The sequence below is a fragment of the Polyangium jinanense genome (genome assembly GCF_028435365.1).
The window spans coordinates 33427-55774 of the sequence record NZ_JAGTJJ010000016.1; the positions used below are offsets into that span (position 1 = coordinate 33427).

The window sequence follows — 22348 nt, forward strand, 5'->3', positions numbered from 1 at the left end:
CGCAAGATTCGGGCCGGGGACGAGCGGCTCAGGCGCGCGTGCGTTTGCGAGGCGCGGCAGCGGGCTTTTTTGCGCCGGGGCCGGCCCAGCCGAAACGATCGAGGGAGACATTTCCGCGCGCATCGAACGTGACGCCCTCGGATTCGAGGAGCGCGCGCTGGAGGGCGCCGCCGACAGGGTCCTTGATCGTGACGGCCGCGCGATTGCGAGGACGGCTGCCGAGGACCCGCTGCCACGGGACGGTGCTGCCGCCGTCGGGGTCCTTCAGCGCGGCGAGGGCGAATCCGACGTGGCGTGCGGAACGCGGGTGCCCGGCGAGGGCGGCGATCACGCCATAGGTGGTGACGCGGCCGCGGGGGATGCGGCGGACGACGCGGTAGAAGTCTTGCCACCAGGAAACCGGCTCGACGGCGTCGTCGGGCTCGGCGCGCGAGATCCGAGCCCGCGTCTTCAGGGGCGTTCTCGTGGCCTTTTTCGCCGGCTTTTTTTTCGATTTCGACGTCGCGCCGCGGGCGCTCACGGGATCTCCTCGATTTCTTCCCCGCGCAGGGAGCGGAGGCGCGGCAGCGCGGCGCCCTCGGGCAAGCGGACGCGGAGCCGCTCGGCGAGGCTCTGGAACGCGAGGCACATCGAATGCGCCGCGGCGTCGCCCTCGTCGGCGCGGGTGCGCATCTCGGGGTAGATGGTATGTGCGAGTCGGTAAAACACGTTTTGTGTTTTCCAGAGGTCGACGGAAAACCCGGCGCGATGCGCGAATTCGACGGCCATGTCGAGATCCGCGAGGAGGAGCGGATCCAGCGGGGGTTCGGGGGCGGAGCTCCGCTCGCCGGAGCGGAGCCCCCGATCGTCGACAACGCGTTCGCGCAGGCGCTCGGCGAGCGCGGAGAGGCTCTGGCCGAGGGTGAAGGTCACGGCGGCTCGGTCGACGTGGAGGTCTTGCTCCTTGGCCTGCGCGAGGAGGCGACGCATGGAGAGGACGTCGGGCGGGGTGCGCTCGGCGGCGCGCAAAAGGTCGGCGCCGAGGACGAGCTCGCCCGCGACGAGCAAGGAGCGCGGCGTGGGACTGCGTAAGGGGGCGAGGCGGCGGAGGAGCGGCGCATATCGCTCGAAAAGGGCGCGCTGGGCCGCCTCGACCTCGGCGAGCGTGGAGGCGAGGAGGCGCTCGACGATGCGGCGCTGATCGTCGCGGAAGACGGAGTCGAGCGAGTCGATCGTGCGGTCGCAGCGGCGATAGAAAAGGCGCATCGTGCCCTCCATGTCGCCCGATTCGAAGGTGCGGACGAGCTCGGCGCGGCGCTCGACGTGCTCGTCGCCCTCGGGATCACGCAAGACGCCTCCGGCGACGCGGTGATCGCCGAGGTGGAGGACGCTGAAGTCGTGGCATTCGGAGGCGAGCGTGAGGCGGCTCGTGACGCGGGTGCGGCCAAGGAGGAGCTTGGCGCCATTACGCTCGTGGGTCTCGAGGTCCTCGACGTGGACGTCGTAACAATAGGTGCTCGGGGGGGCGTCCTGGACGAGGCTCGTTGCGAAATGGGCGGTGACGGCCGGGAGATCGACGCGCGCCCGGGTGACGAAGCGATCCCAGACGCGGCGGCCGTCGCCCATTTCGGGGAGGTTCGAGCGGGCCTTTTCGAGTTTTTCCAGAAACGGGCCTTCGAGGCTCTTGCCGAAGAGTGCCTCGCCGAGCTCGACGACACGGCCGGCATACTGGAGGCATTGCACGGTCTCGATGCCCGAGAGGTCGTCGAAGAACCAGCCGCAGCTCGTGTACATGAGCATCGCGTTGCGCTGGAGCTCGAGGAGCGCGAGGGCCTCGCTTTGCTCTTCGGCCGAGAGCGCGTGCGTCGCGTGCGCGGAGAAGAAGCGCGCGAGGGTGGCCGGGGAGCGCTCGAGGACGATCTCGATGTAAGCGTCACGGGCGGCCCAGGGGTCGTGGAAGAGGCGCTCGGCCGCGCGCTCGAAGGGGCCCGCGACCTCGTCGCGGAGGGCGTCGAGGGCATCACGGAGGGGCTTGCGCCAGGACTGGTTCCATCCGTGCGGGGAGCCGGAACGGCAGCCGCAATCGGCGCGCCAGCGCTCGACGCCGTGGGCGCAGCTCCAGGAGGTGCGCTCCAGGATCTCGGCCTCGTGCGTCGGCGGGTGGCGTTCCAGGAACTCGCCGTAATTGGTCAATTTGGCCAAACCATGCGCCTCGATGTGGCCGAGGGCCCAGGCGAGGGCCATTTCGCCATAGCGGTGGTGGTGGCCGTAGGTCTCGCCGTCCGTGGCGATGTGGACCATCTGCGGGAAGGTGCGCTTGCTGTCGAAGGCGGAGGCGAGCCGTCCAGCGAAATGCTCGCCATTCGCGAGGAGGCGCTCGAAGGCGACGGCCTGGGAGACGGGGCCGTCGTAAAAGAAGACGGCCATGGAGCGGCCGGAAGGGAGCTCGACGCGATAGACCATCGAGGGGTCGACGCGGCCGCCGCGGACGTCGATCCATTCCTTGCCGCCGATGCGGCGGACACGCGCGGCCTGGCGAGGCGCGAGGACGGTGAAGGCGATGCCTTCGGCCGCGAGGACCTCGAGCGTCTCGGTGTCGACGGCCGTCTCGGGGAGCCACATGCCCTCGGGTTTGCGGCGGAACCGCGCTGCGAAATCGGCGATGCCCCAGCGAACCTGCGTGAGTTTGTCCCGCTGGTTCGCGAGCGGCATGATGAGGTGGTTGTAGGCCTGGGCCATGGCCGAGCCGTGACCACCGAAGCGGCGCGCGCTCGCCTCGTCCGCTGCGAGAATGGCCCGGTAGGTCTCCTTCGCGTGGTGCTCCATCCAGCCGAGGAGCGTGGGGCCGAAATTGAAGCTGATGCGCGAGTAGTTGTTGACGATGCGCGTGATGCGGTCCTCGCCGTCGAGGACACGCGCGGCGGCGTTTGGCGCGTAACACTCGGCCGTGATGCGCGCGTTCCAGTCGTGCCAGGGCGCGGCCGAGTCCTGCTGCTCGATCGCTTCGAGCCAGGGGTTTTCCCGCGGGGGTTGATAAAAATGGCCGTGGACGCAGACGTACCGCTCGGGAGCCTTCATCGAGCCCTCACGTAAAGCGCGGCCTCGGACGGGCCGAGGGTGACGCGGACGAGGCCGGTCGACGTGATCTCCTCCGGCGCAGAGACGTCTCCCTTGCCGCCGAAGCGGGCCTCGGACGAGGCGAGCGAGCGGCGGAAGGTGCCCGAAGGCACGGGCAAGGTGACGGTGACGGGGTGGTCGCCGAAATGGTAAATCACGAATACCTCGGAGTCACGGTTCCAGCGCCGCACGTAAAGGAGGCGCTCGTCCTCGAAGGCGACGGCCTGCCGTCCGCCCTCCGCGGCGAAGGCGAAAAGCTCACGCCGCGCCCGGATGAGCTCTTTGTACCACGCGAGGAGCCTTCCGTGATCCCCCGTGGTGCGAAGCTTGAAATCGAGCTTGGCGCGGCGGAACGTGGCCTCGTCCTGCGGATCGAACGGTTTTTCGGAATATCCGAGCTTGGCCATCTCCGCAGCCCGGCCCTTGCGGACATTCTCGACGAGCGTGGGATCGCCGTGGCTCGTGAAATACGGGAACGGCGCGATCTCGCCGTATTCCTCGCCCATGAAGAGCAGGGGCAGGAACGGCGAGAGCAGGACGACGGCGGCCGCGAGCTTCTGCTTGTCGAAGGAGACCCGCGCGGAGAGGCGCTCGCCACGCGGGCGATTGCCGACCTGGTCGTGGTTCTGGACAAACGTGACGAGGCGCCGCGGGTCGACGCTCGCCGCCGGGCGGCCGCGGCGGCGCTGGCGGTATTTGGAGTATTCTCCGGCGAACGCAAAGTTCTCGCGAAACGTCTTGGCGAGCTGCTCGACGAGGCCGAAGTCCTGGAGGTAGCCGATGCGTTCGTTCGTGAGGAGGGCAAGGAGCGCGTAATGGACGTCGTCGTTCCAGAGGCCATCGAGGCCGTGGCCACCCTGGGACGAGGGCGTGACGAGGCGCGGGTCGTTGTCGTCGCTCTCGGCAATGAGGTGGACGAGGCGGCCGAGCTCGGAGGCGCGGCGATGGACGGCCTCGCCGAGCTCCTCGAAGAACGAGAGGGGCGAGTTGTCGACGATCGCATTGACGGCGTCGAGGCGGAGGGCGTCGATGCCCATCTGCGTGACGAAATGGAGCGCGCTCTCGATGAAGAACTTGCGGACCTCGTCCGAATGCGGGCCGTCGAAATTGAGGGCGTCGCCCCAGCGCGTTCGGTAATACGAGGCGAAGTAGGGGCCGAAATCGGCGAGGTAGGTGCCCTCGGGGCCGAGGTGGTTGTAGACGACGTCGAGGATGACGGCGATGCCCTCGGCATGGCAAGCGTCGACGAAGCGGCGCAGGCCCTCGGGGCCGCCGTAGGAGGCCTGGACGGCGAAGGGATACGCGCCGTCGTAGCCCCAGTTGCGCTCGCCGGGGAACGCGGCGACGGGCATGAGCTCGACGGCCGTGATGCCGAGCTCGCGGAGGTGCGAGAGGCGCGAGATGGCGGCGTCGAACGTGCCCTCGGGGGTGAAGGTGCCGACGTGGAGCTCGTAAATGACGTATTCGTCGAGCGGGCGGCCGGTCCAGCCAGGGGTGTGGTCGGAAAAACTCCGCACGACCTCGCTCGGGCCGTGGACGCCTTCGGGCTGGAGGCGTGAAGCTGGATCGGGGCGGAGCTTGCCGCCGCCAAGGTCGTAATGGTAACGCGCGCCGGGAGCGACGCCGTCGACGAGGGCCTGGTGATAGCCGCTCGCCTCGGGTTCGAGGGGGATCCTGCGCTCGAGTTTGCCCTGGAGGACGAGCTCGACCTTGTCCGCGTTCGGAGCCCACACGCGGAAGCGGGCGCGGTCCTCGCCGAGGTGGACGGCGCCGAGCGGGCGCTCGGAGACAGCGAGGCCCTCGTGCACGAAAAAGACGGCGCCGAGCGGCGGGAGCGTGATCTCGACGGAGGTTTTCCGGCTATGCCATTCGATGTTTTCCGCGACGACGTCGCCGCCGCCGCCCATGCCGCTGCCGCCGAACTCCAGGGCGTCGCTGGAGACGAGCTCCTTCCAGCGGCCGCCGCGCGGCAGGCCGACACGATAACGCTGGCGCGGCATGGGCGTGAAGTTCAGGGCGACGAGGACGAGGGCGTCGGTGGAGCGGGCACGGCGGTAGAAGACGACGACGCTGTTGTCGGCGTCGTTGCAATCGATCCACTGGAAGCCCTCGGGGCTCGTGTCGAGCTCGTGCAGGGCGGGATAGTCGCGGTAGAGGCGGTTCATCGCCTGGACGAACCGCTTCATGCCGGCATGGTAGGGCCCCTCGTCGAGCAGGTGCCAGTCGAGGCTCGATTCGTGGTTCCACTCGCGCCGCTGGGCGATCTCGCCGCCCATGAAGAGCAACTTTTTCCCCGGCTGGGCCCACATGTACGCGAAGAGAATGCGCAGGTTCGCGAATTTCTGCCACTCGTCACCAGGCATCTTGCCGAGCAGCGAGCCCTTGCCGTGGACGACCTCGTCGTGCGAGAGCGGCAGGACGAAGCTCTCGCTGAACGCATACATCATGCGGAACGTGAGCTGGTTGTGGACGAACTTGCGATAGACGGGGTCGCTCTGCATGTACTTGAGCGTGTCGTTCATCCACCCCATGTCCCATTTGTAGCCGAACCCGAGGCCGCCGACGTACGCGGGGCGGGAGACCATGGGCCAGGAGGTAGACTCCTCGGCGATGGTCTGGACGTCCGGGAAGGCGCGGGATATCGATTCGTTGAGGCGGCGAAGGAAATCGATCGCCTCGAGGTTCTCGCGGCCGCCATAGCGATTCGGGATCCACTCGCCGTGCTTGCGGGAGTAATCGAGGTAGAGCATCGAGGCGACGGCGTCGACGCGCAGGCTGTCGGCGCGGTACCGATCGAGCCAGAAATGGGCGTTCGAGAGGAGGAAGCTCATCACCTCGTTGCGGCCATAGTTGAAGATGAGGCTCTTCCAGTCGGGGTGATAGCCCTTGCGCGGGTCGGCGTGCTCGAAAAGGTAGGTGCCGTCGAAATAGCCGAGGCCGTGCTCGTCGGAGGGGAAATGCGAGGGGACCCAGTCGAGGATGACGCCGAGGCCGGCGTCGTGGAGCGCATCGACGAGGTACCGGAAATCATCGGGGACGCCGAAACGCGAGGTGGGCGCGTAATAGCCGGTGATCTGATATCCCCACGAGCCGCCGAACGGGTGCTCCATGACGGGGAGGAGCTCGACATGGGTGAAGCCCATGCGCGCGGCATACTCGGGCAGCTCGGCGGCGAGCTCGCGGTAGGTGAGCGGGCGGTTCCCGTCCTCGACGGCGCGGCGGAAGGAGCCGAGGTGGACCTCGTAGATCGAAACGGGTTTGTCGGGGCTCGTGCGCTTCTGGCGGGGCTTTTTGGGCTCCTTGTCGAGCGAGGCGAGGTCCCAGACGATGGACGCGGTCTTCGGCGGGATCTCGTGCAAAAAGCCGAAGGGATCGGCCTTCTCGACGACGTAGCCGTGGAAGCGGGAGGCGATGAAGTACTTGTAGACCGTGCCCTTGCCGACGCCCGGGACGAACCCTTCCCAGATGCCAGAGCCGCCACGGCGCGCGAGGGGGTGGGAATCACGATCCCAGCCATTGAAATCGCCGACGACGGAGACACGCTCGGCGTCCGGGGCCCAGACGCCGAAGCAGGTGCCCGCGGCGCCGTCCACGACCATCGGATGGGCGCCGAGCTTGTCGTAGAGGCGGGTGTGCGTGCCCTCGGCGAAGAGGTAAAAATCCTCTTCCGTGAGGCGAGTGACGTCGTGACGAACCGCGGTCCCGAGCTCCATGGGAGGTCGGTTAGTCGAAACCGCGGAAGGGGGGAAGAGGGGAGCTTCCTTATTTCGCGATCACGCGGCCGGTCGCGAACTTGAAGAACGACGAGTACGCCGCGGCGTTGAGGCAGGTATTGAAGTCGACGGTCTGGTTGTCCTTGTCGCGGCAGCCGTTGACCTGCTTCGTCATGGCGTTCGTCGTGAGCGTGTAGGGTCCGCCAGCGCCCGCGACCGGCGCGTTCGGGTCGGTCTGATCAGGCTGGCTCGGGGTGATGACCGTGACGATGTTGAAGACGGTGCATCCGCCGACGATGACGTCGAGCAAGGAGTTCTGCGTCGTATATCCCTGGCCGCACGCGATGGATCCGCCCGCGGCGAGGTCGGCCGGGACCGGGACCTGGTCGAGCGAGGTGGCGCTGACGTTGCCGCAGAGCTTGCCAGCGCCGCTGTCGTCCGGTTGCCCCGTGCTCGCAAACGTCTGGAGCGCCGGGTCGAGGTTTTCCGAGGCGAGGTGGCCCGGCGTATTGCCGGTCGACGCGAGGGGTGTGCTCACAGCGCCGACGGACATCGTGAGCCGCGCGCTGCTCATCTTGAGCGCCGCAGGCGCGCCCGCGAAATTGATGCCGATCGTGAGGTTGCCCGGGCCCGCAGTGAGTGTGCTCGCGCTGATGAAACCCGTGAGCTTGTCGAGCGGTTCGCGATTCGCGTTGATCGAGGTCGGGTCGATCGTGTACCACCAATCGAGATCAGCCGTGCCATTGTACATGGCGCCCATCGGGATGACGGGATTGCCCTTGATGACGCCGATCTCGATCGCCGGGTCTTCGGTGCCGCTGAGGTCGCCGAGGCCGAGCGTCTTGAGCAGGATGTTGATCGAGCCGTTCTGGACGCCCTGGTCGAGCGAGGTCTGGAGCTGCCCCTGCGCAGCGGCAGCGATGGCGCCGCCGAGGTGGTTCGCGGGGCAGAAGGCCGCGTCGACGGCGAACTGCATCTTGAGCCAGGTCGCGCGCTGGACCTGCTCGAATTTGCACGCGGAATCGCAGCCGTCGAGGTTTTTCGTGTTGCTGTCGTCGCATTGCTCGCCGGTCTCGCGGACGCCATTGCCGCAGACCGACGCCGAAGGAAGCGTGCAATCGGCCTGGCAGCCGTCACCGTCGACGACGTTGCCGTCGTCGCACTCTTCACCGGGATGGACGATGCCGTCGCCGCACACGATGGGGGCGCAGGCGCCATTCACGCAAACGGAGGCCATCGCGCAGACCTGGCCGTCGCCGACGGGATTGCCGCAGGTATGCGTGGCCTCGTCGCACGCGGTGGCAACGCACGGGTCGAGGCCCGAGCAGTCGCGCGTCGGGTCGTCCGATACGCAACTGAATTTGCAGGTGTCGCAGCCGTCGCCGTCCGCGGTGTTGCCGTCGTCGCACTCCTCGCTCGGGCTGACGAAGCCGTCGCCGCAGATGTCGTCGACGCAGACGCCCGCATTGCAGATCTTGCTCGCGCCGCAGGTCGTGCCGTCGGCCGCGTTCGGCCCGGGATCGCAGGTGTGCTTGTCGCTACAGGTCTCGGCGCCGTTGCAGGGGTTGCCGTCGTCGCATTTCGCGTCGCCCGTGTCGGGGTTCGTGTTGTCGCAGGTAAAGGAACAATCGAGTTCACAGCCGTCGCCGGCGGCCTTATTGCCGTCGTCGCACGCCTCGTTGCCCTCGAGGACGCCGTTGCCGCACGTGGCGCCGCCGCCTCCGCCCTCTCCGCCCGTGCCGCCCGCCCCACCCGAGCCGGTCGGCGTGATCGGACTTTCGTCCCCACCACACCCTGCAACAGGTGCCATCAAGGCGAGCCCAGCGAGCGCCACCAGCGCCACGAGCCCCCGCGAATTCGATTGCATCCGCACGTCCACACCTCCAAGCATTTCAGCCAGCGTCAAGCAAGCCGGTTGGGACGTATCCTACCCGGTTCCGTTCACGAATGGTTGGATTCTCGCGGCGTCTGCCGTAGGATCGTGGTTTTTCGGTTGCGGCTGGAGCTTTGCGGGCCTCCCTGCGCTCGGCGCGAGCGGGAAGCGCGGAGACCACCCCCACGCGAAAGCCCCGCTTGACCAGGTCGCCGGGAAACGGTCATATCGGAGGCGCTGGCATGGAGGATCGAGAGCTCTGGGAGCGGCGAATCGGGACGACGCTGCGCGACACGTGGCGGCTCGAGAGCCTCATCGGCGTCGGCGGGATGGCCGCCGTGTACGTCGGCGCGCAGCAGATCGGCCGGCGCGACGCGGTGAAGATCCTCCACCCGGAGGTGGCGCGGCAGAAGGACTTGCGGGCCCGCTTCGAGCAGGAAGCGCGCGTGCTTTCGAGCTTCCGTCACCCGGGCGCGGTCGAGGTGCTGTACATGGGCACGACCGAGGACGGGCTGCCCTTCATCGTGATGGAGCTGCTCGAAGGCGAGTCGCTCGCCGCGCGCTTCAAGCGGCTCGGCTCGATTCCCGTCGACGAGATGCTCAAGTACGTCGACGAGGTGCTGTCGGTGCTCGGCGCCGCGCACGCGCAGAACATCGTTCACCGCGACATCAAGCTCGACAACGTGTTCGTGCTGAACACCGGGCACGTGAAGGTGCTCGACTTCGGCATCGCGAGGCTCCGAAACTCCCAGCACGCGGTGCAGACGAAGATCGGCTCGATGCTCGGGACCTTGCCGTACATGCCGCCCGAGCAGATCCGCGGCGTCGAGATCGACGGGCGCGCGGACCTGTTCGCGCTCGGCTCGACGATGTTCCGGCTGCTCGCGAAGCGGCGCATCCACGAGGGAACGACCGAGGCCGAGATCCTCGTGAAGATGTCGACGGAGCCAGCGCCGCCGCTCGCGACGCTCGTGAAGGACGTGTCGCCGCAGGTGTGCATGGTGGTCGATCGCGCGCTCGCGTTCCGGACCGATCGGCGATACCCGGACGCCGCGACGATGCAACGCGACGTGCGCGCGCTTCTGCGCGGAGAGCCGCCGCCGTACGCGCTAGAAAAGCTCGCCGCAGGGGAGCTGCCGACGGCGCTGATCACGACGCCCGCCGCCGCGCCGACGAACGTCGATCTCGGCGAAGCACCGACGGTGCCGCCGCCGCCGATGGGTGCAGACGCGCCGACCGCGGCCGGGATCGGTATCGTGATGCCCGGCGCGATCTCGGCGCCGACCGCAGTGAGTGCAGTGACGTCGGTGTCGCCGCCGAGCAACCCGACTGGGACGGGGCCACGATCGGCGACGGCCGCGCAGGCAAACGCGTCGATCCTGTACGGGCCGACGGTGATGGCGAGCGTGGCGAGCCTGGGTTTGTCGGAGCCGACGCCGCCGCCGGCGACAAACCCGTCACGCGCATCGCTCCCGTCGACGCCGACGGGCGCGCCAGCGGCCCCGCCGCAGCGCGCCTCGGAGCCGACGCCCGCGCCCGCATCGCCCGCGCACACGCCGCCGCCGATGGCGAAGAGCCTGATCGGGATGGCCCCCGCGGCGCCCTCGGAGCCGCGAAAAATCCCGCTGATCCCGGCGCTCATCGGGGCGCTCGTGTGTTTGATCCTCCTGTTCGTCGGCATCGCGGTGTTCCGCGGGCACGACGAGCCCTCGACCGAATCCGGGGCCGGCGCGAGCACGAGCTCGACGAAGGCGAACGCCGGATCGGGCGCGCCGACGACGGGCACCGAGTCATCAAAAAAGAGCAAAAAGCGCAACTGGGACAAGGTCAACTGGGACAAGTAGCGCGCCCTTGCATTGCAAAGTCGCAATCCATCGGTTGCAGAAATGGGCGCAAAAACGTGGGCCTTCGCCCCACGGGCAGCTGACGAAGAAGCCGGGATCGGGAAGAACACTGCAAGGAACGTTCGAGACGGTTACGGCGCTGATCTTGCATACTTGACCTATTCAGGCCTCGCGCGACCGTAACGCGCGAGGCAGGGGGACGTGGTGCTGGGCGTCATTCTCCTCGGGTTCCAAAATTACGTACGCGAGCGGCTCGGCGAGGAGCTCTGGCGAACGATCCGGAACGAAGCCGGCGTCGCCGAACGGGTGTACCTGCCCTCCCAGACGTACCCGGGCGAAGAACTGCACGCGCTCGCGACGAGCATGTCGCGGCTGACAGGGATGTCGCCCGCCCTCGTGCTCGAGAGCTTCGGCGACAAGCTCGCGTCGGAGCTCTTGAGGGTCTACGGCAACCTCGTCGATCCGCGCTGGCGGGTGCTCGACGTGCTCGTGCACAGCGAAGAACTCATCGAGCGGATGGCGCAACGAAGCGGCGACCTCGCGCCACATTCACCGGTGACCGCGCGCTGGGGTCGCGATGGCGAGGTGGTCCTGGTGTACCAGTCGCACCTGAAGGGCTGCGCGCTGATCAAAGGCGTCGTGCGCGGGCTCGGCGCGAACCTGGAGCAGCCGGTGCTCGTCGACGAGAACCGGTGCATGCTCGCAGGCGCGCCGACGTGCGAGATGGCCGTCAAGCTCGAACGAACGACGCAGCTCACGGAGCGCGCGCAAGGGCTCGCGCGGAGGCTCACGCCGCCCGCGATGGGTCGATCGGCGCTGAAGAACGCGCTGTTCGGGGATCGCGGGGACATGTCGTCGGTGCCGCCGCCGCCCGCGTCCTCGTCGAAGCAAGAATTGCTGTCGGCATGGAGGACCGAGACGAAGACGAACCCGCCGGCAAGCGGCGTGACGCCCGCGCGCATCTCGACGCTGCCCGCCGAGCCGCGCACGCCGAGCATGCCGAGCACGCCGCCGCCGAGCTCGGACGGCGACGCGTCGGAGCTCTGGCGTCGGCGCTGATCGAGAACGTTACGCGTTCGTCCAGACCGTGCCCGCGCGGCGGCGCTCGGCATACGAGGGCGAGCTGAGCGCGTAGCGGAGGAGGTCGCCCGTGACCGGGTGCAGCACGACGATGCGAGGATCCTCGGCCGCGCGCGCAACGTCCCGATCGATGCGGCAGAGGTGATCGATCGCGGCGACGAGGTCGCCGGAGAGCAGATAACCGAGGCGGTTTTCGCTGCGACGAACGCCGGCCGCGAGGAGGCGGATGTCGTAGCCGGGCGCCGCCGAGGGAAGGATCTCTTCGAGGAGCTTGCGTTGCCTGCGGCCGATGGCGCGCTGCACGTGCACGCCGAAGGCCTGGGCGGCTTGCTCGCGCACGGGGCCGATCTCACGCGCGCCGAAGGCGGGATCAACGGTGCGCAGGGCCGCGATGAGGAGAGCGTCGCACGATTCGAGGGCGAGCTCGTCGAGCCAGGTGGGGCCGAGCGCGATGCGCACGAAGAGGCGGCCGAGGGCAAAGGCTTGCTCGGGCTCGGGGAGCTCGGCGAACGCGACAGGGCCGACGATGGCCGGAGGATCGCCGGGATACACGCGCGGCATGCCCTGCCAGGTCTGCGAGAGGTAGAGCTCGAAGCCCTCGACGCCGAGGCTCTTGGCGATGCGATCGGCGAGGCGGTACGTGAAGCTGTTGTCACGCGAGCCGATGCGGTCGCGCGAGGAGACACCGAGGCTCGAGAGCTCGAAGCGCAGGGCCTTGTGCGCGATGGGGGCGATGGCCGCAGAAGCGAGGAGCATGGGGCTCTGCGCCTCGGCGAGGAGGAGGCGGTGGAGCTCGGGGCCCGCGAAGACGCCGGGGTGGAGCGCGTCCGGGGGCATGCGGCGCGCGCGGAGGCGCGTGATGCGCTCGGGTTTGACGTCGCCGAGGCAAGCGCGCGCCTCCTCGACGGTGAGGCGCTCTTCGGCGCGGCCATCCTTGGCAAGCGCAGATTCGAGCGCGGCGAGGGCCGCGGAGAGCTCGCCGGTTTTCGCGAGGGCGTCGATGTCGGTCGCGAGGACGTCACGCAAGACCTGGACGGCCTCGCCGTTGCGGTTGGCCGCGTCGAGGCCACGGCCGAGCGCGGCGCGAGCCTCGGGGCCGGCGCTCGGGAGCCCGACGGCCTGCTGGAGGTGCGCGACGCCGTCGCGCGGGCGCACGAGGACGGTGACCTCGAGGAGGCCGATCGTGGTGAGCCATCGAGGATCGATGGGCAGGCGGCGCGCCGAGGCGATCTCGAGGACCTGGCCGATCGCCGCGACATACTGGGCGGCGCCGTCGGGCGTCTCGACGCGGTAGAGGCGCGCGAGGGCGGTCCAGGGGCGCATGTCGGTCGGGCCATGCGCGACGGCGTCGCAGAGCGCGCGCACGATGCCGGCACGATCGCCGGCCTCGCGTTGCGCTTCGGCGAGGCGAAGGCAAACGTCGACACGGGTGCGCGCGTCGGGCGATGCGTCGGCGAGGCGCGTGAGCGCATGCACGGCGAGCGCGTGATCCCCGCGCTTGGCGGCGATCTGGTAGAGGCGATCGAGCGCGAAGGCGTGCGAGGGTTCCATCGCGAGGACGGCCTGCACGCACTGCTCGGCGCGCGGGAGGTCGGCGAGCGGGCCTTCGTAGAGGGCCGCGAGCTCGAAGTACGCAGCCGTGCGCGCCTCGGGGACGGCCGCGATCGAGACGATGCGTTGCCAGGCGTCGCGAGCCTCGGCCGGGAGGCGCTGCGCGGTGTAGAGGCGCGCGGTGAGCATGAGCGCGGGGACGTCGTCGGGCGTCTCGACGAGGACGCGGCGCATGGCCGCGACGCCGATGCTCGGATCAGGCGAGGCGCCGCCGGTCTCGTGATGGCGAAGGACGGCGCGGCCGATCTCGGTGCCGAGGAGGACGATCTGCGCGGAGGAGGCAGCGCGTTCGAGGGCGGCGCCGAGGCGATCTGCGAGGCGCGCAGGATCGGGCGCGAGGCCGCGGGCGAGCGCGCGGGCAGCCGCGTCGCAGTCGGGATCCTCGCGAAGCGCGTTCTCGTAGAGCTCGAGCGCCTCGCCCATGAGGCCGGGCTCCTCGGCGGTGAGCTGCGCGGCGCGGACGAGGTGTCCAGCGCGGCGAGCAGCGCCCTCGACGATGCGGGCGAGCGAGCGGTTCGCCGTGATGAGCGCCGAGCGATCGCCGAGCTCGCCGGCGAGTCGATCGAGGCCCCGCGCGGCAAGCAAGCTGTCGGGGAAGAGCGTGAGCGTGTCGCGGTAGCCAGCGAGCGAGGCGCGGGCGAGCGAGGCGTCGCCGCGGGCCTTGCCCTCGATGAGGATCGCCTCTTCGAGCTGGAAGAAGCCGCGGGCGACGGGCTCGCGCGCGAGGGATTTGCGGGCCGTGATCGACGCGAGGAGGAGCGCGCCCGCGGGGCCCGTGGAGGCGGGCGAGACGGCGCCTTCGACGAGGCGACCGGCGATGCGGATGATCGCGTCGTGCACGCTGCTGTCGGCCGGGCGCTCGGCGACGACACGGCCGAGCGCGTCGAGGAGCGTTTCGCTCGGGATGCGCTCCTCCAGCGTGACGAGGTGCGCGAGCGCGCCCGTGCGCGCGACGACCGATCGCGCGGCGGCGGCCTGCCCGCGGAGCACGTCGGCGAGCGCGACGGCCTGCGCGCTCCGGTGCAGATGTTCGAGCATGCGCAGCGCCGGGACGTGATCGGGCACGACGGCGATGAGCCCTTCGAGCAGCCCGACGGCCTCGCGCCGATCCTTGCGGCAGAGCACGTCGGCGAAGGCGATGCGGAGCGCGTAATCGACGGACGGAGGCGGGTGGCGCGCGAGCCAACCCGCGTAGAGGGAGGCGAGCTCGTCGGTCGCGCGACGCCGCACGAGGATGCGCTCCATCGCCTCGACGACGGCTGGATCGAAGGCGCCCTCCGGAGAGGCGGAGAGCGCGTCGGCGGCGGAGAGGGTCGCGAGCGCGGCTTGATCATCGCCGAGCAAGAGCTCCTCGACCTCGGCGGCGAGGAACAGAAAGCTCGCGCGTGCGATGGGCCCGGAGGCGCCCTCGGCGAGCTTCTTCAGCGAGGCGACGAGGCGGCGATGATCCCCCGTGGCGCGGAGCAGGCGCATGATTTCGAGCCCCGGCATCGGGTGATCCGGGCGTAGGCGCGCGGCTTCCTCGTACGCCTTCACCGCGTCCTGCGGGCGCTTCAGGCGAAGCTCGTCGAAGCGCGCGACCTCGATCCAGAGGCCGAACGCCGCCGCGGGATCGTTCCGAATGAGCCCGAGGAGCGCTTGTTTCGCCTCCTCGTTCCGGCCCGCGCGGGTGAGCAGGCGGAAGCGCGCGCGCAGCGCGTCCGGATCCGTCGCCTTCACGGCGAGCGCTCGATCCACGAGCTCGAGCGCTCGATCCCGATCGCCCACGCGCTCGCCGACCACGTCCGCGGCGCGGAGCAGGAGCCTGCGCTTGAGCGCCGAATCCTCGGTCAGCTCGGACTCGGCCACGAGCGCCTGCCAGAGCCTGCGGTAATCGCTGGCGCGCTGCGCGTTCCGTTGCATCGCGAGGAACGCGGTACGCCGCACGGGATCGAGCGCGAGGATCTGGTCGAGCACCTCCATCGCGCGCTCGGGCTGTCCGAGCTCGTCCTCCCAGATGCTCACGAGTTTTTCGAGCAGCGCGATCTTGCGCGGCGCCTCGACCTGGGCCTGCGCGGACTGCGCGTAGAGATCGATGCGCGCGCGCACGCCCGCGTCCGGCTCGCGCGCGGGCTTCTCGAGGAGCGCGGTGAGCCCGTCGAAGACCGCGGCGTCGCCGGGGTTCACGGTCCACGCGGCCTTCAGGTAGACGATGGCGTCCTCGCGCTTGCGCAGGTGCCGCTCGCAGATGTCGGCCGCGCGCATGAGCGAGGCGACGCGATGGTGCGCGGGCCGCTCGGCGTTGCCCTCGGCGGCCCAGACCTCGACGCGGCGCTCGTGACGGCCGAGGCGCTGCAGCGCGCGGTCGAGCCGCTCCCGCGTCGACTCGTCCACGGGATCATGCAGGAGCGCCTGCTCGGCATGCACGGCCGCGTTCTCTGCTTGCCCGAGCGCGTCGTAAATCTCCGACAGCCGCACGTGCGCGTGCGCGATCGCCTCCTGCCCCGTCAGCATCGCGAGCTCGCGCTTGCGCGTGATCGACGCCTGATCGAGCGCCCCTTCTTGCTCCTGCAGCCGGCTCAGCTCGGCGAGGATCCGCCGCGAGGTCGGCGTCCCCGCGGGCGCACGCGCCGTGGCGCGCCCGAGCAGCGCGATTGCCTCGTGCGGATCCTTGAGCCGCTCATACTGGATTCGCGCCGCCGTGTAGAGCAGCCGCGAGGCGCGATCGTCGTCGAGCTCGTGCTCGGCCTCGGCGGAGAGCGATTCGCAGAACGCGCGCGGATCGTCGTGGCGCACGTGATGCCGCGCGAGCGCCGCGCGAACCGGCCCGGGCGCGGGCTCGAAGCTCACGGCCCGTTCGAGGGCCGCGGTCGCGAGCGCCGGTTGCTGGAGCATGTCGTCGAGCACCGCCGCGCGCTCGACGTGGAGCCACGCGGCGAGCCTCGCGTCCCCATCGGGCTTACCGGCCTCGGGGGCATATGCGTCGGCCATGCGTTCGAGGTGCTTCGCGAGCGACTCGGCGAGATCACGCCCCTTGCCGCGCTCGAGCTCGCGACGGAGCACGGCCTCGAGGCCACGCAGCGCGTGCGGATGCGCGGGCACGAGCTCGAGCGCCTTCCCGTAGGCCGCGCGCGCCTCGGGCCAGCGCCCGAGCTCGGCCGTGGCCCGCGCGCGCTCGAAGAGCAGATCCGCGCGCTCGGCGTCGCTCTCGGCGACCACGAGTTCGTCGTCGACCACCGAGATCCGCTCCAGCCGATCCTCGGGCTCAAACAGGTGCCGGAGCCGCGACAGCACCGGACCAAGCGAACGCGTGATCGCGCGTGCTGCCGCGAACGAGCGCCGCGCCGCGATTCGATCGTGCTCGACGCGCTGCTCGACGAGACCCCGCTCGACGAGGGCGCGCGCTGCGGCCACCGGATCGGCGCTCGTGATGCGCTCGGCGCGCCGCGTGAGCTCGACGCCCAGCGTGATCGGCTCGTTGGGAGCCGCCTCGGCGGGCGCTGCAGCGGGTGACGCAGCAGGCGCGGCGGGCGCGGCGGGCGCAGCCGCAGGCGCGGCGGCGGGCGCGGCTCCCGTCGCCACCGTGGTCGCGCGACGTGGCGGCGCGGGACGTCCGGGGACCGGCGGCGGCGCCATCGGCGGTAGCGGCGGCGGCGACATCGGCGGCAGCGGCGCGGGCGCGACGGCAGGCTCCGATGCTGCGCGCACCACGGTTGTCGTGGGCTTCGGCGGCAGCGGCCCCCCCGCGGGCACGATCTTGCCGGGCGGCGCGGGCTTCGGCGCGGACACGCCTTGCGGCGGCTGCGCGGCTTGCGCGGGCGGGGCGGGCTTCGGGGGCGCAGCGGGCTTGCCCTTGTCTGCCACGTCCCAACCCGCGTCCACGGACATCATGGCGGGCCTTGCCTGCGGGGCGGGTTTGTCCTCGGCCTTCGGCTCGTCGGGGCGCTCGTCGTTCTCGGCCACGCTTCGATGCTACACGGCTTGCCCGTCGATCGAGCAAGCCCTGGGCAGCGGAGGACCGTCGTTCACCCGGGGACGGGCGTCAGTTGCACTTCGCGCCGATGCAGGCCGCGAATTCCTCACCACATTCGGTCTGGATGCACCCGAAGTCTCCGCCACAGACGGGAAGCACGTCGACGGCGCACGTGAGCACTTGATCCACGAAGAACTGCACGTCGGCGCAGCCCTGGGCCACGCAGTTCGCCACGCACGTCACGCTGAATTTCGGGGGATTTGCGCCGAGATCGATGCACCCGAGGGCGCAACTGACCACCTCGAGGCATCCCTTCGCCTGGCACGTCCCGCAGTCCTGGGGGCAGATCGAGCACGTCTCGAACGCCTCGCACTTGCCGTTCGGGCACACCGAGCACACGCCGCAGTCCGTCTGGCACGAAGCGCACGTCTCGGTCCCGGTGCAGATCCCGTCGCCGCAGCCCGGGCACTTTCCGCAGTCGCCGGGGCACGTGAAGCAGCTCTCGGTGCCCGCGTCGCAGTCGCCGTCGCCGCAGCTCGGGCACGCGTCGCAGTCGGGGGCGCAGGAAAGGCAGTCCTCGGGCGCCGTGCAAAACCCGTCGCCGCAGCTCGAACACGCGCCGCAGTCGCCGGGGCACGACGCGCACGTCTCGCTCGGATCACACGCGCCGTTGCCGCACGTCTGGCAGAGGCCGCAATCGAGGGGGCACGTCGCGCAGCTCTCGCTCGGATCACACGTCTTGTTGCCGCAGCTCTGGCACGCGCCGCAGTCGAGCACGCACGTCGCGCAGCTTTCCCCGTCGCCGCACGTCCCGTTGCCGCAGCTCGCGCAGACGCCGCAGTCGACGGGGCAGTTCTCGCAGGCCTCGATCCCGGTGCACGCGCCGTCGCCGCACCCCGCACAGAACCCGCAGTCCTCGGCGCAGCTCGCGCACGTCTCCTCGGGATCACACGTCCCGTCGCCGCACGCGCCGTCGCCGCCGGTGCTCTGCCCTTCCGCAGGCGTGATGCTCGTGCGGCCGCATCCGGCGAAGGGGAAGAGCGCGCCGAGCGCGCCGAGCAACATCACCCCGACGAACGACCTCTGCACGAAGCGCCGCGAGCTCTGCATGGATCCACCTGTCGAAGAAAATCGAAGCGAGCGAGCTTCGATCCTACCCGACGAGGCTTTCCCGCGCTGCGTCCACGCGGCCGTCTTTCAGGCACACAAAAAAGGACACCCCGGCGACCCGCAAAAAGCGGATCGCCGGGGTGTAAGTCGTTTCACTTCGGGGCGGCCTGGTCGCCACCGGCGGGCGCCGGAGCAGCCTGGTCCGCCGGAGCGGCCGGAGCGGCACCCTCGGCCGGCTTGTCCGCCGGAGCACCCTCGGCCGGCTTGTCCGCGGGGGCCCCCTCGGGCGCCGCCGGCTCCGGCGTGCCGCCGCCGCAAGCGACCGCGAGGAGGGAGACCGAGAGGGCGAGGATGATGTGCTTGATCATGTTGTGATCCTCCGTACTAGCTAAAGAGCTCCCGCAGACGTCCGACCTGCGGCACTTCCCTCGACGCCTGAGGTCACCGGAACGGCTCACGCGAGCTCCCAAAAAAATCTTTGTGGCCGCCGTGAGCCACCTGCCACACCCTGAGCGTCCTTAGACACGTAGGATTATCGAAAATGGCGCCCAGGCTTCAGCGCGGTCGGTTGCGGCTCGTCGAGCCATCCCCCCGCCCCACAAACGAGGGCGACGGGGTGGCCGCGACGCCGGCCCCCGACGATCGCGCCGAGGCCAAGCGTCCGCCCGAGACCTCGCGTGTCCCCAAAGGCAGCCGCTCCGCGCTCGCCGACCTGCCCGACGCGCAGCTCGTCGGCCTCGGCGCGGAGGGCGACGTGCAGGCCCTCGAGATCCTCTACCGGCGTCACGCGGCCTTCGCGATCAACCTCGCCACGCGGATCGAGGGCTCGCCGCGCGACGTGGAGGACATCGTCCACGACGCATTCCTCCGCGCCTTCGAGCGCCTGCGGGATCTCACGGATCGCTCGGCGTTCCGCGGCTGGCTCGGATCGATCGTCGTGCACGCGGTGCGCTCGCGCATGCGCCGCGGCAAGCTCCTGAACCTCCTCGGGCTCGGTCGCGCGAGCGAGCCCGTGGACCTCGACGCCCTCGCGAGCCCCGAGGCCTCGCCGCACGTGCGCGCGCAGCTCGCCCAGATCTACGCGCTCCTGCGGACGCTCCCCTCGGACGAGCGCATCGCCTGGACGCTCCGCTGCATCGAGGGGCACGAGCTCGAAGCGGTCGCGGGGCTCACGCGGTGCTCGCTTGCCACCGTGAAACGTCGTATCACGCGCGCGCAGCGTTTCCTCGACGAACACTTCGTCGACCCGACCGGCAAGGAAGAACCGGTGAGCAAAGAGGTTGACCAATGACCCGCCGCGTGGTGCCTCCCCTGCGCCCGCAAGACCTGCGGGACCACGCTGATCCGGCGCGGATCGATCGCGTCTGGGAGCGGCTCGAGCACGATCTGCCCGGGCGCCGCGAGCCCGATCGCTCCCGCATGACGGGCACGCTGATCGCCGTCGCTGCCGCAGCGGTCGCCGCCTTCTGCACGGGTCTCTATGTCGGGACGAGCACGAGCAAGGACTTTGGTCCGACGGAGGTCCGCGCGATCGCGGCCGAGAACAACACGTCGCCGAGCGTGCTCGCCGCAGGCACCCGGCAGGCGAGTTATCCGCTGCCCGGCGGCGGCACGTTGACCCTCTCGCCCGGCGCCACCGTGGAGGTCGAGCGCGGCGAGGGCGAGGCCGTCACGCTGCGCCTCCTGCGCGGCGAGGCGTCGATGGACACGGCCGGCGCGCCCAAGGCCTCGGAGATCGCGCTCGTCGCCGAGAGCGCGACCCTCTTCGCCCGCGCGGGCAGCGTGGTGTTCGTCCGGCGAAACGAGGCGGACATCGACGTGCGCGTGGCGAGCGGATCGGCACGCGTCTCCTGGCCCGCCGGCTCGCGCGAGCTCTCGGGTGGCGACGGCCTCGAAGCCGTGCCGATGATCGCGCTCGCCGAGGCCCCGCACGACGATCCGACGAACCCCGTCCCGCGCCCGCGCCGCGCGACCGCGCCGATGCCGCGCGACATCGACATCTCTTCGCGTCCGCTCGCGCTGCCGCTGCCGCTGCGCGCCGAGACGGAGGCGGTCGCGATCGCCGCGCCCGATTGGCGCGCCAAGTACAACGCAGGCGAGCTCGCCCAGGCCCTCGAGCTCCTGCGCCAGCAGCCCGGCGGCATCGAAGGCGCCATCGCATCGTCGAGGAGCGCCGCGGAACTCGTGGTGATCGGCGACATCGCCCGCGCCAAAGGCGGAGATCCTTCCGCCGCGCTGCTCGCGCTCCAGCGCGTCGTCGAGCACTTCCCGAACGATCCTTACGCGGAGATCGCGGCCTACACGCTCGGCGGCATGTACGAGAAGATGGGACAGGCCGATCAAGCACAAAAGTACTTCGAGCGTGCGCGGAGCCTCAAAGGTGTCCTCGCAGAGGATGCCCTCTGCAAGCAGATGCGCGCCGAGCACCGCGCCGGTCGGAAGGATGAGGCGCAGCGCATGGGCACGGAGTATTTGAACAAGTACCCCGATGGCCGGTGCAAGGAGGACGTGGAGCGAATTCTCTCGGGCGAGGAGCCCGCGCAGGAGGAGCCCCAAGCTGCACCGGACGCGGGAGCCGGCGACGCAAGCGCGCCCTGAAGCACGTCGCGCGTGGCGCTCGCTTACCCCGCGCGCGGCCCTCGCCGCCCTCGTGACGTTCGCCCTCGGCCCGAGCGCCGCGCGCGCCGAAGGGCCTGCGCCCGCCACGACCACGCCCGCCGCCGCTCCGGCCGCGACGGCCCCGCGCCGCGTCGAGGTGCGCCTCTCGCTCGCGCGCGCCGCAGCCGAGGCGCTCGGCGGCGAAGCTCGCGTGCGGCGCTTGCTGGAGATCGAGCTCGACGACACGGGCACGCTCGCGCCCGGTCCGAGCGGCCCGCTCGGCGACGACGTGGCCCACGTCTGGATCGATCTCCCGAGTCCGTCCGAGGTCCTCATCGAAGCGAGGCTCGCCGAGCGCGCCGCCGGGCGACGGTTCATCCTGATCGGCGGCCTCAACCCCGACGTCGCCGCGCGCCTCGTGGCCATCGCCGCGAACGAGCTCGTCCGCGCGCAGGCGCGCCCCATCCGCCCGCGCAAGGCCCCGGCCCCGCGCACGCCCACGCCGAAGGAGCTCGAGCTCGCCGCGCGGCGCGCGCCTGCGATTGTCTGGTCGGCCGCGCCGAGCTTCGCCTTCCTGCCCGGTTCGTCCGGCACCTTGTGGGGCGCAGGCGCCTCGCTCGGCTTCCGCGGCGCCGGCGTGAGCGAACGCGCCACCGCCCGCTGGCTCACGGGCCCCACGAGCGCTGGCTCGACGCGCTGGTTCGAGGTCGGGCTCGCGGTCGACTACCGCGTCTACCTCGCCTCGTCGGTCCGCCTGATGCTCGGCGCCGACGCCGCGCTCGGCTTCTTGCACCTCAGCGACGTGCGTGCGACGGACGGCATCCCGAGCGCGCGTGACGCGTGGTCCGGCCGCGCGGGCGGCCTCCTCGGCGTCGACGTGCGCGCGTTCGGCCCGGCTTGGCTCGGCCTTCACCTGAGCCCGGGCGCCATCCTCCGGCCCACGCGCTTCGAGACCGCGGACGGCCTCAGCGGCGCCGTCCGTGGACTCTGGCTCGGCCTGGACCTCGCCCTGCAGCTCGAACACCCGCTCGTCCGATCCGCTCCGACGAACCCCCGTTGATCGCTCGCGCGGGAGGGGGCCTTGTGCCTCGGCAGCGCGTCTCCATGAACCCCGGGGGGAGCCTTTCGATGCAACACCAGGAAGAGCCCGAGGAGACCTTCGTGCTCGGGCCTGCGAGCGCGGGGCGAGCGCTGCGCGCGCGCTTCGGCACGTTCGTCGGCGCCGACTACCTTCCCGGCAAGACGGCGATGCGCGACGCGCTCTGCGAGCGATTCGGCATCTCGCAGCTCGAAGCCGAGGAGCTCTGTGACGCGCTCGAAGCATCGGGCGCGCTGCGCTTCATCAGCACGCCCGATGGCGAAGGCTTCCACATCGACAGCGACGTGGTCGACGAGGCCGCGTAACCCGCCCCGAAGCTTGCCGCGCGTCGAGCGACCTCGGGGCACGCGTGTTGCCCCTGTCGGGGCGAGC

13 protein-coding genes are annotated in these 22348 nt (G+C 70.4%); 6 read left to right on the forward strand and 7 right to left on the reverse strand.

Annotated elements, in window-relative coordinates:
* Positions 1 to 28: 28 nt before the first annotated feature.
* The 4 genes from KEG57_RS24950 to KEG57_RS24965 are packed head-to-tail and all read right to left on the reverse strand — an operon-like array spanning position 29 to position 8676.
* A complete protein-coding gene (locus tag KEG57_RS24950) occupies positions 29 to 520 on the reverse strand; it encodes an MGMT family protein (protein ID WP_272427684.1) in 492 nt (163 codons plus the stop codon).
* Positions 517 to 3057 (reverse strand): DUF3536 domain-containing protein, encoded by a 2541-nt coding sequence (locus KEG57_RS24955; protein ID WP_272427685.1) that lies wholly within the window; start codon positions 3055 to 3057, stop codon positions 517 to 519. The genes KEG57_RS24950 and KEG57_RS24955 overlap by 4 nt, the downstream gene beginning before the upstream one ends.
* Entirely contained in the window at positions 3054 to 6809 is a 3756-nt protein-coding gene (glgB, locus tag KEG57_RS56450) for a 1,4-alpha-glucan branching protein GlgB (RefSeq protein ID WP_272427686.1), read from the reverse strand. Before glgB ends, KEG57_RS24955 begins: the two co-directional genes overlap by 4 nt.
* Before the next feature lie 49 nt (positions 6810 to 6858).
* Complete coding sequence (locus KEG57_RS24965; protein ID WP_272427687.1) at positions 6859 to 8676, reverse strand: DUF4215 domain-containing protein; 1818 nt, start codon at positions 8674 to 8676, stop codon at positions 6859 to 6861.
* A gap of 248 nt (positions 8677 to 8924) precedes the next feature.
* On the opposite strand from KEG57_RS24965, the gene KEG57_RS24970 reads away from it, so the two are divergent.
* Positions 8925 to 10526, forward strand: a complete 1602-nt coding sequence (locus tag KEG57_RS24970) for a serine/threonine protein kinase (RefSeq protein ID WP_272427688.1) — start codon at positions 8925 to 8927, stop codon at positions 10524 to 10526.
* 204 nt (positions 10527 to 10730) lie between these two features.
* Positions 10731 to 11585 (forward strand): heme NO-binding domain-containing protein, encoded by an 855-nt coding sequence (locus tag KEG57_RS24975; RefSeq protein ID WP_272458841.1) that lies wholly within the window; start codon positions 10731 to 10733, stop codon positions 11583 to 11585.
* A 9-nt stretch (positions 11586 to 11594) separates the two neighbouring features.
* On the opposite strand, the gene KEG57_RS24980 is transcribed toward KEG57_RS24975, so the two are convergent.
* From KEG57_RS24980 to KEG57_RS24990, 3 genes are all read right to left on the reverse strand, one after another.
* Positions 11595 to 17159, reverse strand: a complete 5565-nt coding sequence (locus KEG57_RS24980; RefSeq protein ID WP_272427690.1) for a tetratricopeptide repeat protein — start codon at positions 17157 to 17159, stop codon at positions 11595 to 11597.
* Positions 17160 to 17238: 79 nt separating this feature from the next.
* Positions 17239 to 18279: a hypothetical protein gene (locus KEG57_RS24985; protein ID WP_272427691.1), complete on the reverse strand. Its 1041-nt coding sequence runs from the start codon at positions 18277 to 18279 to the stop codon at positions 17239 to 17241.
* A gap of 152 nt (positions 18280 to 18431) precedes the next feature.
* Entirely contained in the window at positions 18432 to 18647 is a 216-nt protein-coding gene (locus tag KEG57_RS24990; protein ID WP_272427692.1) for a hypothetical protein, read from the reverse strand.
* Positions 18648 to 18820: 173 nt separating this feature from the next.
* Between KEG57_RS24990 and KEG57_RS24995 the strand changes: the two genes are divergently transcribed.
* The 4 genes from KEG57_RS24995 (at position 18821) to KEG57_RS25010 (ending at position 22281) form a co-directional block, all read left to right on the forward strand.
* Positions 18821 to 19570, forward strand: a complete 750-nt coding sequence (locus KEG57_RS24995) for an RNA polymerase sigma factor (protein ID WP_272427693.1) — start codon at positions 18821 to 18823, stop codon at positions 19568 to 19570.
* Positions 19567 to 20877, forward strand: a complete 1311-nt coding sequence (locus tag KEG57_RS25000) for a FecR domain-containing protein (RefSeq protein WP_272427694.1) — start codon at positions 19567 to 19569, stop codon at positions 20875 to 20877. Before KEG57_RS24995 ends, KEG57_RS25000 begins: the two co-directional genes overlap by 4 nt.
* A gap of 52 nt (positions 20878 to 20929) precedes the next feature.
* Complete coding sequence (locus tag KEG57_RS25005) at positions 20930 to 21937, forward strand: hypothetical protein (protein WP_272427695.1); 1008 nt, start codon at positions 20930 to 20932, stop codon at positions 21935 to 21937.
* A gap of 68 nt (positions 21938 to 22005) precedes the next feature.
* The gene (locus KEG57_RS25010) at positions 22006 to 22281 is read left to right on the forward strand and encodes a hypothetical protein (RefSeq protein WP_272427696.1); all 276 of its coding nucleotides are present in this window, start codon (positions 22006 to 22008) and stop codon (positions 22279 to 22281) included.
* Positions 22282 to 22348 lie beyond the last annotated feature (67 nt).

Coding starts and splice junctions, on each gene's coding strand:
- KEG57_RS25010 (WP_272427696.1), top strand. CDS start 22,006: ATGCAACACCAGGAAGAGCCCGAGGAGACCTTCGTGCTCGGGCCTGCG.
- KEG57_RS24955 (WP_272427685.1), bottom strand. CDS start 3,057: ATGAAGGCTCCCGAGCGGTACGTCTGCGTCCACGGCCATTTTTATCAA.
- KEG57_RS24990 (WP_272427692.1), bottom strand. CDS start 18,647: ATGATCAAGCACATCATCCTCGCCCTCTCGGTCTCCCTCCTCGCGGTC.
- KEG57_RS24995 (WP_272427693.1), top strand. CDS start 18,821: ATGGCGCCCAGGCTTCAGCGCGGTCGGTTGCGGCTCGTCGAGCCATCC.
- KEG57_RS24965 (WP_272427687.1), bottom strand. CDS start 8,676: ATGCAATCGAATTCGCGGGGGCTCGTGGCGCTGGTGGCGCTCGCTGGG.
- KEG57_RS24985 (WP_272427691.1), bottom strand. CDS start 18,279: ATGCAGAGCTCGCGGCGCTTCGTGCAGAGGTCGTTCGTCGGGGTGATG.
- KEG57_RS24970 (WP_272427688.1), top strand. CDS start 8,925: ATGGAGGATCGAGAGCTCTGGGAGCGGCGAATCGGGACGACGCTGCGC.
- glgB (WP_272427686.1), bottom strand. CDS start 6,809: ATGGAGCTCGGGACCGCGGTTCGTCACGACGTCACTCGCCTCACGGAA.
- KEG57_RS25000 (WP_272427694.1), top strand. CDS start 19,567: ATGACCCGCCGCGTGGTGCCTCCCCTGCGCCCGCAAGACCTGCGGGAC.